The organism is Oscillibacter ruminantium GH1 (assembly GCF_000307265.1).
GTDB classification, from domain to species: domain Bacteria; phylum Bacillota; class Clostridia; order Oscillospirales; family Oscillospiraceae; genus Oscillibacter; species Oscillibacter ruminantium.
In genome coordinates this window covers 197,253-210,614 of record NZ_DF158896.1, presented here as the reverse complement: position 1 = coordinate 210,614, position 13,362 = coordinate 197,253, and the positions used below count along the sequence as shown (strand labels likewise).

General features: G+C 54.3%; 13 protein-coding genes, 5 tRNA genes and 1 pseudogene. 14 read left to right on the top strand and 5 right to left on the bottom strand.

Translation table 11 applies throughout. The annotated features are described in order from the left end of the window. Complete coding sequence (locus tag ON16_RS01095) at positions 1 to 1,143, bottom strand: 2-oxoacid:acceptor oxidoreductase subunit alpha (protein WP_040658700.1); 1,143 nt, start codon at positions 1,141 to 1,143, stop codon at positions 1 to 3. Continuing rightward, positions 1,140 to 1,343, bottom strand: coding sequence for a 4Fe-4S binding protein (locus ON16_RS01090; RefSeq protein WP_040658698.1), 204 nt, complete (start codon positions 1,341 to 1,343; stop codon positions 1,140 to 1,142). Before ON16_RS01090 ends, ON16_RS01095 begins: the two co-directional genes overlap by 4 nt. A 347-nt stretch (positions 1,344 to 1,690) precedes the next feature. Between ON16_RS01090 and ON16_RS01085 the strand changes: the two genes are divergently transcribed. Beyond that, a complete protein-coding gene (locus tag ON16_RS01085) occupies positions 1,691 to 2,929 on the top strand; it encodes a glycerate kinase type-2 family protein (RefSeq protein WP_040658696.1) in 1,239 nt (412 codons plus the stop codon). Positions 2,930 to 3,767: 838 nt separating this feature from the next. On the opposite strand, the gene ON16_RS01080 is transcribed toward ON16_RS01085, so the two are convergent. Then, positions 3,768 to 4,445, bottom strand: a complete 678-nt coding sequence (locus ON16_RS01080) for a Crp/Fnr family transcriptional regulator (RefSeq protein WP_040658694.1) — start codon at positions 4,443 to 4,445, stop codon at positions 3,768 to 3,770. A 130-nt stretch (positions 4,446 to 4,575) separates the two neighbouring features. On the opposite strand from ON16_RS01080, the gene ON16_RS01075 reads away from it, so the two are divergent. The 9 genes from ON16_RS01075 to ON16_RS01035 all read left to right on the top strand — a co-directional run bounded on the left by ON16_RS01075 (position 4,576) and on the right by ON16_RS01035 (position 8,504). Further along, positions 4,576 to 4,761 carry a ferredoxin gene (locus ON16_RS01075; protein WP_040658692.1) on the top strand — a complete coding sequence of 62 codons (186 nt, stop codon included), beginning with the start codon at positions 4,576 to 4,578 and terminating at the stop codon, positions 4,759 to 4,761. 14 nt (positions 4,762 to 4,775) lie between these two features. Beyond that, positions 4,776 to 5,111 carry a cupin domain-containing protein gene (locus tag ON16_RS01070; protein WP_040658690.1) on the top strand — a complete coding sequence of 112 codons (336 nt, stop codon included), beginning with the start codon at positions 4,776 to 4,778 and terminating at the stop codon, positions 5,109 to 5,111. Positions 5,112 to 5,170: 59 nt separating this feature from the next. Then, entirely contained in the window at positions 5,171 to 7,015 is a 1,845-nt protein-coding gene (hcp, locus tag ON16_RS01065; RefSeq protein ID WP_040658688.1) for a hydroxylamine reductase, read from the top strand. Positions 7,016 to 7,177: 162 nt separating this feature from the next. Next, positions 7,178 to 7,762, top strand: coding sequence for a hemerythrin domain-containing protein (locus ON16_RS01060; protein WP_040658686.1), 585 nt, complete (start codon positions 7,178 to 7,180; stop codon positions 7,760 to 7,762). A 212-nt stretch (positions 7,763 to 7,974) separates the two neighbouring features. Then, positions 7,975 to 8,049 (top strand) — tRNA-Gly (locus tag ON16_RS01055). A 7-nt stretch (positions 8,050 to 8,056) separates the two neighbouring features. Then, positions 8,057 to 8,133 (top strand) — tRNA-Arg (locus tag ON16_RS01050). A 51-nt stretch (positions 8,134 to 8,184) separates the two neighbouring features. Next, positions 8,185 to 8,260 (top strand) — tRNA-His (locus ON16_RS01045). 55 nt (positions 8,261 to 8,315) lie between these two features. Next, positions 8,316 to 8,390, top strand: a tRNA-Gln gene (locus ON16_RS01040). A gap of 38 nt (positions 8,391 to 8,428) precedes the next feature. Further along, a tRNA-Lys gene (locus tag ON16_RS01035) sits at positions 8,429 to 8,504 on the top strand. 361 nt (positions 8,505 to 8,865) lie between these two features. On the opposite strand, the gene ON16_RS14820 is transcribed toward ON16_RS01035, so the two are convergent. Both ON16_RS14820 and ON16_RS14815 read right to left on the bottom strand, forming a co-directional pair. Then, positions 8,866 to 9,051, bottom strand: coding sequence for a nucleoside phosphorylase (locus ON16_RS14820; RefSeq protein ID WP_144032021.1), 186 nt, complete (start codon positions 9,049 to 9,051; stop codon positions 8,866 to 8,868). 27 nt (positions 9,052 to 9,078) lie between these two features. Beyond that, positions 9,079 to 9,273 (bottom strand): nucleoside phosphorylase-I family protein, encoded by a 195-nt coding sequence (locus tag ON16_RS14815; protein WP_051131451.1) that lies wholly within the window; start codon positions 9,271 to 9,273, stop codon positions 9,079 to 9,081. Between the two features lie 247 nt (positions 9,274 to 9,520). Here ON16_RS14815 and ON16_RS14810 point away from each other — a divergent pair, with 247 nt between their 5' ends. The 4 genes and pseudogenes from ON16_RS14810 to ON16_RS16090 all read left to right on the top strand — a co-directional run. Next, positions 9,521 to 10,795, top strand: a complete 1,275-nt coding sequence (locus tag ON16_RS14810; protein ID WP_144032020.1) for a hypothetical protein — start codon at positions 9,521 to 9,523, stop codon at positions 10,793 to 10,795. A 108-nt stretch (positions 10,796 to 10,903) separates the two neighbouring features. Next, complete coding sequence (locus tag ON16_RS01020) at positions 10,904 to 11,500, top strand: RNA polymerase sigma factor (RefSeq protein WP_040658684.1); 597 nt, start codon at positions 10,904 to 10,906, stop codon at positions 11,498 to 11,500. Then, positions 11,493 to 12,536, top strand: coding sequence for an anti-sigma-I factor RsgI family protein (locus tag ON16_RS01015; RefSeq protein ID WP_040658682.1), 1,044 nt, complete (start codon positions 11,493 to 11,495; stop codon positions 12,534 to 12,536). Before ON16_RS01020 ends, ON16_RS01015 begins: the two co-directional genes overlap by 8 nt. 418 nt (positions 12,537 to 12,954) lie before the next feature. Continuing rightward, positions 12,955 to 13,362: pseudogene (locus tag ON16_RS16090) on the top strand (transposase); the annotation flags it as partial.

The following is a 13,362-nucleotide window of genomic DNA, read 5'->3' as shown; positions in this document are numbered from 1 at the left end:
TTAAAAGTCCTCCTTCAGAGCGTGAATGATCTGTTCCGGGGCAATCATCATGCCGTCCACCCGGTTGACTTGAATCACCCGGCAGCCGTAGTCATTAAATTTGCGAATCTCTCCGGCAATCTGCCCCAAGTTCAGTTCCGGAACCACCACGGTTTTGGCAGAAGATAGGATTTGTCTGATCTCCTTTTCCGGCAGGGGCCATACCGTCTGCAACTGAAGAATTCCCACCTTTTCACCTTGGGCGCGCAGCTCTTCCATGGCCCCCACGGCGCTTCTGGCGGAGCAGCCGTAAGCAATCAGCGCTACCTCGGCATCTTCCAAGTGTTCTTTTCTGGTCAAGCAGATCTCATCGGCATTTTTCTCAATTTTATTGGTCAGATAGTGAGTAACCCGGTTGATGTTTTCCGGCGTGGGGCGAAACTCACCCTTTTCGTCGTGAGTGGAACCGGTAGTACGGGAAAGATACTTGTCCGATCCGAAAGGCGGCATTGCTGCGGGTTTGATTCCGTCATAGCAATAGGGGCGAAAATCCGCGGCGCTGACGTCCGCACCGGGATGCTTTCGATTGACGATCTCCGAGTCGTCCAGTTCCCGGATGGTCACCGTTTCACGAAGGTGGCCGATAGCCTCATCTGCCATCAAATAGACAGGGGTACGGTATTTTTCAGCCAGATTGAACGCCTGTACGGTGAGGTCAAAGCATTCCTGCACAGACGCAGGGGACAGGGCTATGATGCTGTGGTCGCCATGAGCGCCCCAACGAGCCTGCATCATGTCTCCCTGAGCGGGCTTGGTGGCCGCGCCGGTAGAGGGGCCGCTGCGCTGCACATCAATGACGACAGCCGGGATTTCAGACATGATGCCAAGGCCCAAATTCTCCTGCATGAGTGAAATCCCCGGACCGCTGGTGGCGGTATACGCTTTTGCGCCTGCCACCGAGGCGCCCAGCAGAGCCGCCATAGAACTGATCTCGTCCTCCATCTGGATGTAGAGGCCACCTACCTTGGGCAGCATCTGGGAGGAATACTCCGCAATTTCGGAACTAGGTGAGATGGGATAGCCCGCGTAGAAGCGAGCCCCGGCGGCAAGCGCGCCCTCTACAATGGCAATATTGCCCTCGATAAACTTCTTTTCCGTCTTCATTCTTGGACGACCTCCACTTCAATTGCAAAATCCGGGCAGCGCATGGCACACAGTCTGCACCCAATGCAGGCCCCGGGATTGACCACTGTCGGACATTCTCCCACGCTCTGCGCAAGTACCTCCTTGGGGCACAGATACGAGCAGATGCCACACTGCTTGCAATTTTTCTCCTGTATAAGAATGCGGTATTTCTTGTCCATATCGTCACGATTCCTCCTTTATCCGTGGGAGCCGACGTTCCGGTACTCCCCTGCTGTCATTTATGATACAGGGAACCGCATCAACAATTCTATTAATATTTTGTTGAAAAAGTTGCTTATTTTGCTTCCAGCTGAAATTTATATGCTGCCGGGTATGTAAACGAAAAAATGCAGCTGACTTTGATATTAAATTTACTTAACCGCAAAGATATTTCTTGCTCCTCTTGTTGCCAAGTAATTCTAAATGATGGCAATTTTCGCATATCAAATAAAAAATAGTCGCAATAATCATCAGTTTAGCTTTTCCATGTTTTGATGAAATTTAAAAATAGAAAGAGTGAACTTTTATGAATGAACTGCTGCGATCCCATGCAAATACCATTGTCGCCGGTGCAATTTCTCAGGTTCAGCCCCACGAAGCAGTCCGCCGCGTTTTGGAAAACCGCCGCTTTGATGCCGGCCGCCTAATTCTGGTGGCGGTGGGCAAGGCCGCATGGTCCATGGCGCAAGCCGCCTCAGAATATCTCGGCTCCCGCATTGACGACGGAATTGTCATCACCAAGCACGGCTATGCCAAAGGGCCGATTGGGAATCTGACGATCCATGAGGCGGGCCACCCCGTGCCGGATCAGAATACCTTCTCCGCCACCGCCCAAGCTCTGGCCCTGACGAAAGAATTAAAACCGGAGGATACCGTTCTCTTTCTTCTCTCCGGAGGCGGCTCCGCCCTCTTTGAATCCCCTCTGGTGGACCCGGAGGAACTGCAAAGCGTCACTCGGCAGCTCTTGGCCAGCGGAGCGGATATTGTGGAGATGAACACCATCCGTAAGCGGCTCAGCGGTGTAAAGGGCGGGCGCTTTGCCCTGCACTGTGCGCCGGCCCATGTCCTGACGGTGGTTCTTTCCGACGTGATCGGAGATCCGCTGGACATGATCGCCTCCGGCCCCGCCTGTCCCGACACATCCACTTGCGCCACCGCAAAGCGCATCGCGGAAAAATATACGCTGGCCCTTTCTCCTCAGGCGGCCGCGCTGTTAAAGCAAGAAACTCCCAAGACGCTGGACAATGTGGAAACTCACATTACCGGCTCTGTCCGGGAGCTGTGCAGGGCGGCTTCCAATGTGTGCCGGGAGCTTGGCTATCAACCGGTTGTTCTCACGGACTGTCTGGACTGCGAGGCTCGGGAAGCCGGCCGCTTTTTAGCCGCCGTGGCCAAATCCCATCAGGAGCAGGAGAACTCCTTGGCCTTTCTGGCAGGGGGAGAAACGGTCGTCCATCTGACGGGCAAGGGCTTGGGCGGTCGTAATCAGGAGCTGGCCCTCGCCGCCGCGCCGGGCATTGCAGGACTGCGGGACACCGCCGTTTTTTCCGTAGGCTCCGACGGCACCGACGGCCCCACGGATGCTGCCGGAGGCTATGTGGACGGTGAAACCGCCGCCGCTTTGGCAGCGCAGGGCACCGACATTTTTCAGGTCCTTCGAGACAACGACGCCTATCACGCGCTGGAAAGAAGCGGGGGCCTTCTTTTGACTGGCGGCACCGGCACCAATGTCAACGATGTGGCCGTGGTCCTCATCCGCCGGTAAGCCATATCGTCCCGAAATTTCTCTTGCCTTTCCGGACGTCCACCGCACCCCCAAAAGCCAGAAAAACGCCCGTGGAACAATCGCCGGACAATTGAACGGAGAATTCTCGGCACCTCATACATTCCGGCGTTTGTCTTTTGCCAAGCTATATATGAAAAGACAAAGCACGCAGGGCGAAACACCCTGCGTGCTTTGCGTAATAGATACCCCTCTGCATACCCGTTATGGTCTACGGCCGTCGGCGGCCTCTGCCCGGCGAAGCTGCGCATCTTTTACGCCCGCCTCGCCGCCTGCTTTACAGAGATTCCTACAAGAACCTTGCAGGCATTCTATGCTCTGCACGCCAACCGTGCGTCAAAATCCCACCTTTTCAGAGCAATTAAAATCAAATTATGTAAACTAAGATAAAAATTATAGTTTCGTGTCACTTTTCGACGCGTTTCCCAATTTGCATCGGGTATAATAGCCAAGCTGACACTTGAGAAATAATTTACCGAAGAGGAGACAACCAAAAATTGAGTAACATTACAAAAGAATATCTAATCCTGTTTAATGCAATTTCTGATCTTACTGACCAATTGGAAGAAACGCGAAGAAGACTGATTCGGGCTCAGCAAGCAGCCGAAGAAAGCTACATCTCCGGAGAGGACTAACCGGCAGCTTATTTGCAGCTTGCTTCTCATACATATTCTCCAACGTCTTTACTTTTCCAATATAAAAGTATGCGGTTTTCAATTGCCGCGATAAAAGAGAATCAGAATGAGCAACTCAAGGGGAGTCATGGCAGTCGCCACGACTCCCCTTAGGTCGTTTTATTCCCGCCAGCCCACTGTTCAAATTACCGATAGTCATCCAGACTTTGCTCAGACATCGTAAAATGATTCTTCTCCGCTGTGAGCAGCCCTTCCCGCTGCATTCGGCCAAGCTCACTGGACAGCGCGCTGCGGTCTACATTCAGGTAATCCGCCAACTGCTGGCGGTTAAACGGAATATAGAAATCCCGCGTCCCTTGTCGAAGCGCCTGATCGGAAAGATAGGCGACCAGGCGGCCCCGGATGGATTTTGGGGCCGTGTGCAGACTGCGCCGTGATAAATTGAGATTTTTTTGGGCGGAAATCGCCAATAGATTGCGAATCAGCTTGCTGTGGTGTCCGCAGGCATTGGGACACGACTCTACCATCCTGCCGATATCCAGAAATAGAATCTCGGATAGCTCGGCGGCAACCACATTAATCAGCAGCGCCTCTCCCGGAACGCAGGCATAGGTTTCCGCAAAGACACGCCCCGGTTCCACGCGATCCAAAATGGTTTTGTTGCCCCATAGATCGTCGTTTTCAATAGACACGCTCCCAGATAAAACCAATCCCACCTCATGCACGGTATCCCCCGCCCGAAAAATTATACTGCCCTTTTCGTATTTCTTTTCCTGCGCGCGCAGGCAGGTAAGCATCCCTTGAATCTCCTCCGGAGAGGTCCCCCGAAACAGCGGGGTCGCCGCTAAAAAAATATAATCCATGGTTACCTCCGTTGTTTTAACAACATACTTGTTGTAGAAACTATATTATGCTGTGTTCAGAAAATCAAGAGAAACTGAACGAGATCCCTTCAAACATATTTAAGTACCGCACAGGAAAGGATGAAGATTTATGAAATTTTTTGTTAATGAGAGCTGCATTGGCTGCGGGCTGTGCACGGGTACCTGTCCTGAGGTCTTTGCCATGACAGATGCCGGAGTGGCCGAAGCCATTTCGGACGAGGTGAACGCCGCGCTGGAAGCACCCGCAAGCGAGGCCTTGGAAGGCTGCCCGGTGGGTGCTATCAGGACGGAATAAGGAGGAAACACAGCATGCCGTTTATTAAAAATGTACCGCACGAGTCGGTTTTCGATCTGGCGGCACAGGTTTCGGTTCAGCCCGGACAGGTGGTGAGCAAGACACTGGCCCAAAACCGCCACGTCAGCGTTACCCTCTTCGCCTTTGCAAAGGGTGAAGAAATCGGAACTCACGATTCCGCTGGCGACGCAATGGTCCATGTACTGGAAGGAACCGGCAAGTTCACCGTTGATGGCGAGGCGCACCTCTGCAAGGCTGGCGAAACGTTGATTATGCCCGCCGAAAAGCCCCATGCCGTGTATGCGGAAGAGGACTTCAAAATGATGCTGACCGTGGTTTTCCCGGAGTAAAACTCCAATAGATTTAAATAACTTAAAACAGATGGCGTATGCCAGAGAGGAAATTTATCATGGAACATAAAATGTTTTGCTATCAATGTCAGGAAACAGCCGGATGCACCGGCTGCACGCAGTCCGGCGTGTGCGGCAAAAAGCCGGACGTGGCCGCAATGCAGGATTTGCTGGTCTATGTGACCAAGGGTCTGTCCGCCGTCACCACCGCGTTTCGCAAGCAGGGCGGCGAAATCCCCGCCGAAATCAACCACTTGATTACGCTGAACCTGTTTACCACGATCACCAACGCGAACTTTGACAAGGAAGACATCGTATCCCGCGTTCACGAGACGCTGGATGCTAAACGGGCCCTGCTGGCCAAGGTTCACAATGCCGACGTGCTGCCCAAGGCCGCCGTCTGGGACGGTGCGGAGTCCGATTTTGCGGCCAAGGCCGCCACGGTGGGCGTTCTGTCCACCGAAAACGAAGATATCCGCTCCCTGCGTGAGCTGATTACTTACGGGCTGAAGGGCCTTTCCGCCTATTCCAAGCACGCCAATGCCCTGCTTCAGGAGGACGGCGAGGTAAACGCTTTCTTACAGCGCGCATTGGCAGCCACGCTGGACGACAGCCTGAGCGCCGACGATCTAATCGCTTTGACGCTGGAAACCGGCAAATACGGCGTTTCCGGCATGGCGCTGCTGGATCGCGCCAACACCCAGACTTACGGCAACCCCGAGATTACAAAGGTGAGCATCGGCGTGGGCAAAAACCCCGGCATTTTGGTTTCCGGCCATGACCTGCGGGATTTGGAAATGCTTCTTGAGCAGACGCAGGGCACGGGCGTGGATGTGTATACCCATTCTGAAATGCTGCCCGCCCATTACTATCCCACGTTTAAAAAGTATCCCAATTTCGTGGGCAACTACGGAAATGCCTGGTGGAAGCAGACGGAGGAGTTTGCCTCGTTCAACGGCCCTATCGTGATGACCACCAACTGCATTGTTCCTCCCAAGGACAGCTACAAGGACCGCCTGTACACCACCGGCGCGGCGGGTTATCCCGGCTGCAACCATATCGCGGGCGGCATCGGCGAGGAGAAGGACTTCTCCAAGGTCATCGCCCACGCCAAGCGCTGCGCCGCACCCGTTGAAATTGAAACCGGCGAGATCGTGGGCGGCTTTGCCCACAATCAGGTGCTGGCTCTGGCGGACAAGATCGTGGAGGCCGTCAAGTCCGGCGCAATCAAGAAATTCGTCGTCATGGCAGGCTGCGACGGCCGCGCCAAGGGCCGCAGCTATTACACCGATTTTGCCAAGGCCCTGCCGAAGGACGCCGTGATCCTCACCGCGGGCTGCGCCAAGTACAAGTACAACAAGCTGAATTTGGGCGACATCGGCGGCATTCCCCGGGTGCTGGACGCCGGTCAGTGTAACGACTCCTACTCTCTGGCTGTCATCGCCATGAAGCTGCAGGAAGTCTTCGGCCTTGATGATATCAACGATCTGCCCATTGTCTATAACATTGCGTGGTATGAGCAGAAGGCAGTCATCGTTTTGCTGGCCCTGCTGTACCTCGGCGTGAAAAATATTCACCTCGGCCCCACCCTGCCTGCATTCCTCTCCCCCAACGTTGCAAAGATTCTGGTGGACAGCTTCGGCATTGCGGGTATCGGCTCCGTTGAGGACGACATCGAGCTGTTTTTCGGCAAGAATGGAGAAACATCTTCCGTCACCGGCGACATGCTGATGGGCGATATTCTGCGCCAGTATCCCGAAGCGGCTCCCGCGCTGATGGAGTGCGGAATGCACTGTCTTGGCTGCCCCTCCGCTCAGGCGGAGTCTCTGGCGGACGCCTGCATGGTACACGGTCTGGATGCGGAGCACGTTTTGGCTGCGGTCAATGAAAAGCTAAAGGGTTAATAACGAGACATCAGGCAATGCCCGCAAAGCGGAGAACGGCACATTCTGCCGCCTTGCGGGTATTGCCGCCGCAAGCGGAGATCCGGTTAAGCTGCGTGTAAACAGCCAAGTTTGCATACGACTCCGCCAACGGCACACATTATAGGAAAGGAGGCGTGCAGCATGAGCAGCATTGACCTAATGATACACGAACACGACAATATTCTAGTACTTCTCTCCTGCATAAGAAACGCCTGCTGCGGCATTTTAGAGGGACAGCCGGTGGAGGAATCCGATTTCCGCGACATGATTCAACTGGCCCGTTCCTATGCGGATCGGCATCATCACGGGAAAGAGGAGCAAATCTTGTTCCGCGAAATGACCGCGCATCTGGGATCGACAGCTAATAACCTGATTCGGCACGGAATGCTGGTGGAGCACGATCTGGGGCGGCTGCATATCCGGGAATTGGAAGCAGCTCTGGATCGCTACCACGAAACGCCCAGCACCAGAGAAAAGCTGAATATCATTGCCGAAGCCGCCGGTTATGCAAGCCTTTTGCAGCGGCATATTGAAAAGGAAAACGAAGTGGTCTATTCCTTTGCCGCCAGAAGTCTGCCGCAGGAGGTTCTGGAACAGATCGACCAAGAGGTACAGTTTTTTGAAGAGCAGGCGGACGTGCAGCGCGCGGACAGCTTACAACTGTTGAGCAAGCTGGCAAAAAAGTACGCCGAACCGTCTTCAGATATCCCTTACCACCACTTGTAAAGCATATTTTTGTCTGTTTTTATCAGCAAAGTCTGCGCTTTTCCGAAAGGGGCGCAGGCTTTGCTTCCCCGCAGATGGATCGGACGGCGCATCTTGCTGTTTCAGCCACACCGTGTGCTTGCAAAAAAAGAAAAGAAATTATTCCTTTTTTCTTGACAGGCTTTTTATTTCATGCTATTATACTTTAGCTGACGTTTCCATGGAGGGTTCGCGCAGGTGTAGCACAATGGTCAGGGCACCAGCCTTCCAAGCTGGGGATGCGAGTTCGATTCTCGTCACCTGCTCCAACAACATGCGCCAGTAGCTCAGGTGGATAGAGCAACTGCCTTCTAAGCAGTAGGCCAGGGGTTCGAATCCCTTCTGGCGTACCAACACCCTTTTGGGGCAATATCAGTGTGACTGTGCGGATTAATCAATATGTGGTGGGTGTAGTTCAATTGGTAGAGCACCGGATTGTGGTTCCGGCTGTCGTGGGTTCGAGTCCCATCACCCACCCCAGAAAGAGCAGAGGGGATCGGGCTTGCCCCGATTCTCTCTGTTTTCGCTTCCATCTTGGGGCGTAGCCAAGTGGTAAGGCAAGGGACTTTGACTCCCTCATCCGCTGGTTCGAGTCCAGCCGTCCCAGCCAGTTTTTTCGCTTTCCGCTTTTCATACAAGTCTCAGCATGATCCGGTAGCTCAGTCGGCAGAGCAACTGCCTTTTAAGCAGTGGGTCCGGGGTTCGAATCCCCGCCGGGTCACCAAGTAATGACTTATCCGAACACATACGGTTTATCTTTGTCAACGGCCTTTTTGGCTGTGTGATAAGCCGCGAATAACGGATAAGCCAAAAGCACTCGTCCTTTGTAGGGCGAGTGCTTTTCTTTATACCATTATTTATTCATCTAGTTCTTTCTATAACAAATATTCATTTCCCTCATAGGGGGACGGCGCGGCCACAAGGTTTGCAGTCCCTATTAGAATGGAGTTGCGACACATTATACTAGCGCTCGAATTTTGCCGTTCTTATTTGAGTATCTGTTTTCCACCTGACATATGCCTCAAATGCAGTCTGTGAGCTTTAATGGAATGGAGATATTTGGGATCATCAAACCAAGCCTCCTGTTATGTACCCGTCTGATACCGTTCCTCCAATTCCGGCGAAGTTCCGGCCACCGCGCCGCTCTTGACGTAGGAGTTCCAGTGGAAGGTCAACTCGTCGCAGACGGGATTGGTCTTGGGCTCGGTCTGGGTGTAGAAGGAGTCCTTAGTGCTGCCGGGACCCACAACCACGTGGAAGCCCAGGCTCACGGCATTCTCATCCAGGGCCTTCATCACCTAGTAGCTGGGTACGTCGGGGAACTCCATAGGCAGACTGTGGATGCCTGTGCCCTCCATACGGATACTGCCATTGGACACCACGATGTCGCCGGTCTGCACATCGGCGCAGGTGCCCACGCCACATTTATGCAGTTCCTCGATACAGATGGCGTAGCGGCCCACGTCGTCCTTGCCGAGGTTGATATGCAGCATCTTGTTTTCAGAAATGATTAAGTTCCCCTTTTCTATGTATGTTGTATCTGCGCTGCTACTTGTGTGTACAAGTTAAAACACTTTGCTCCATTTCTCTGATAGTACTAGAAACAGCCCTTCGGTTTTGTACAATATCACCTTTTTCAAAATAATTATAAACCCCTTGCGATAAACAGCTCTCCTTCCGCGTTAATGGGGTGAAAGGGACGACAAGCAGTCCAATTCAACATGAGAAAGGATGAACGATATGAAAAAGCTAAACGCCTCCGTACTCGCCATTGCTCTGGCCGGTGCACTCTCCGTGGGAGCTGCCGCCGCTGGCGCGCAGTCCATCACCGCCGCCCTCCGCCCCGATATCACTGTAGTGGTGAACGGTGTGGAGCAGAAGAAGATGACCGATATGACCGGCAAGCAGGTATACCCCCTCTCTTACGAGGGCACCGTCTACCTCCCCATCCGCGCTCTGGGCGACGTGCTCAGCCATGACGCCGTCTGGAACGGCGACACCCAGACCATCACCCTGACCACCAAGGAGCGCCTGCCCGCCTTTACCAACATCGAGGGTGCCGAAAAGGCGATTGCCGCTCTGGAAGCCAAGATTACCGCGCTGAAAAGCGCCGGCACCTACGAGGGCCGCGCCAGACAGTACGCCGAGTACAGCGCCAAATTGGATGACTTCTCTGACGATTTAGATTTGGTCTACGCCCAGATATCGGACGACTTCAACATGGGCCGTGTGTCCTACGATACCTACCGTGCCCTGATGGCACGGCTGGACAAGGTGACCGAGTGCCGCAAGGCCGCCATGGATGCGCTGGAGAAGAAGACCATTGCCGACACCAGCGGCTACCAGACCGCCTATGACTACAACAAGGGCCGCCTGAACGAGCTGGACACCGCCCTCAAAACCGTGGAGGCCAAGATTTCCGCCCTTGTCAGCGGGAGCATCTACACCGAGCGCGTCAAGCAGTACAACACGCTGGACAAGGAGCTCTCCCCTCTCCAGTCCCAGCAGCGCGAACTGATGGATAACATCAACGACGATCTGCGGGAAAACCGCCTGACCTATAGCGAATACAACACCCTCTCCACCCAGGCCGACGGACTGGATAATCGCATGAAGTCCGCCCGTGAGAGCCTGGAGAAGAAGACCATCTCCATTGGCGACGACAAGCCCGGGCAGGCCCCCGGCAGTGCCGACTACCAGAGCTTTGCCGCCCAAATTGCCGACCTGGAGAAACGTGCCGCCAACGACATCAAGAACGCCGAAAGCTATAAACCCGCTCAGGGCAGCAACAACAACAAGCAGGCTTACCGCAGCCTGCTCGCCAAGCTGGACGCGCTGGACAAGGAGGCCGACCAGTTGGACGACGCGCTGGAAGGCGACTACCGCCAAGGCAAGCTTACTCAGGCGGAGTACCGCAGCCTGGAGAAGTCACTGGACAAAATCGAGGACAGCCTGGATCACGCCGAGGATCGGCTGGACGACCTCTATGATGACGACGATGATTGGGACGACTGATTGAGTTGCCTCCGAGTAAAAATTCTGCTATACTCACCTTACCAAGGCGCGGCCCTAGAAGCCCTTTTCCGGGGCCGCGCCTTAAAACGGACAAGGGAGTTTTCGCCCATGCTTGCCCTGATGATGACAGTGGAAAGAATCGTGGCGGAGCGCAAGCGCGCGCTGCCTGATAAAGAGTGCGAAGCGCTGCTGGAACGTATTGGCCGGGGGGAGCGCGAGGCCTTTGACGCCTTTTACCGCGCCACCGACAGGATGCTCTACGCCTACGCCCTCTCCCTCACTCGCAGCCATCACGACGCTCAGGACGTGATGATGGAGACCTATCTCAAAATCCGCGCCGCCGCCCATCTCTATAGGCCCATGGGAAAACCGCTGGCCTGGGTCTTCACCATCGAGCGGAATCTGGTTCGCTCTCACCAGCGCTCCTTGGGGAAAGAGCTTCCCTTTGCCGATATCTCCGAGGCTGAGCTGGCCTTCGACCCCAGCAACCAAACAGAGGAAGCCATTGTACTCCGCGCCGCGCTGCGCTGTCTCTCTGAAGACGAGCGGCAGATCGTGATACTCCACGCCGTCTCTGGCATGAAGCACCGGGAACTCTCCGAACTGCTGGACATGCCTCTTTCCACCATACTCTCCAAGTACGCCCGCGCCCTCGCCAAGCTCAAGACTTATCTGACCACGCAGGAGGTGAGAAGCAATGGCTGAATATACTGATATGCAGCTGGAAAGCCTGCTCTCCGCCGCCATTGACCGCTCAGTTCCCGACCTGCGGGAGGAGGCCGCCTCGGCCCCTGTATCCCTCCTGTCCGCCCCCGATGGCATTGTCTCCGTCCAGACCTCCCGCCGCTCCTCTGCTCTGCGCCGCACTGTCATGGGCTTGGCTGCCTGCCTGGTGCTGATGCTGGGTCTAAGCTCCTTTGCCTTCTTCCGGCCCCTGTCGGTCATCGGCATTGATGTAAACCCCAGCATTGAGCTCACTGCCAACTATTTTGACAAGGTGCTCTCGGTGAAGCCCCTCAACGAGGATGCTGTCACCATCATCGGGGACATGGATTTAAAATACGTTAATCTGGATATCGCCATGAACGCTCTGGTGGCCTCAATGGCCCTCCACGGCTACTTCGAGAGCGGGCAGGACGTGGCGGTGCTGGTGTCGGTCTCCAGCGGCAGCGAGAGCCATAATTTGACCCTTCAGAAGAAGCTGGCCGTCGATATCAAGGCTGCCGCCAGCGCGGTGGGGGCCAAGGCCTCGGTGTATACGCAGAACATCGACAAGACCTCCGTGGCTCCTCCCACGCCCCCTGCCTCTTCTTCCCCCGTCGTCACGCCCCCTGTAACTCCTAGTCACTCCCTTAGTCCGGCCCCGGAAACCCCCTCCCCGGTGACGCCCACACGCCCCGCCACGGCACAGGAACGGGCAGCCCAGAACGGTATCTCTTACGGCAAACAGGTCTTTATCGACAAGCTCCTCACTCTGGATCCAACCCTCAGCGAGAGTGAGCTGGCTGTCATGCCCATCGGAAAAATTGCCAGTCTGGTCAAACAGCGTGGTCTGGATCTCTCATCCATCGTGGACGATGATTCGGACGACTCTGTCAAAGAGAACATCGAGGACTTTATAGCTGACCTGGACACCCCGGACGACGATGACGATGACGGCAAGGAAAACAATGACGATAAAAAAGGCAACAACGGCAACCACAATGGCTGGGACGAGGATGACGACGAGGATGACGATTGAATATGCGCATTGACTTCGCCCCCCATGAAGGGCGTCACAGGCTATCTGTTTCGGGTCATACACTACAAGTATTTCTCAGGGGCAGACCACTACTTTATGCCTTTCCGCTCCCCCAGCCGGGAGGGAACGAGGTGCAGGTTTGGCTACAGCTCGTGAGTGCAGCGGCTGATGGGCGCACTGCCCTTATCCAAAACACCGACAATGGTATTTTCATAGTCGTAGGGTTCCAGCCCTGCGCTGATGGTCAGGCTTACTCTGATTCACCAGGAAAAGCCTTGCAACACAATGGTTGCAAGGCTTTTTTCTTTTTTGCGAATTGAGAATTGTTAGTAATGCGCTTGTGACCTGAACCCCGAAAACTGAACCAATGGAAATGTTAGTCACGATATGCTAGACTATGAAAAATGGAGTGATTGACATGAAGCAGCGATTTACAGAAGAACAGATCATCAAGATTCTCAAGGAACATACCGGAGGTAAACGGGCAGCGGACATTGTCCGTGAGTACAACATCACAGAGCAGACTTTCTATCGCTGGAAAAGCAAGTATGGCGGAATGGAAGTAAATGAGGTAAAACGATTGAAGCAGCTTGAGGAAGAAAACAGACGTCTCAAGGAGCTTGTAGCTGACCTCACGTTGGACAACCATATTCTAAAGGACGTACTCTCAAAAAACGGCTAAAGCCTGCCGAGAAGCGCAAGATTGCATGTGAGATACAGGAACAGTACCGTCTCAGCGAGCGCCGCGCGTGCAGGCTTATGAACATATACCGAAGCAGCAAGAGATACAATCCAAGTGACAAAAGCGAAGATGCCACAATCACGG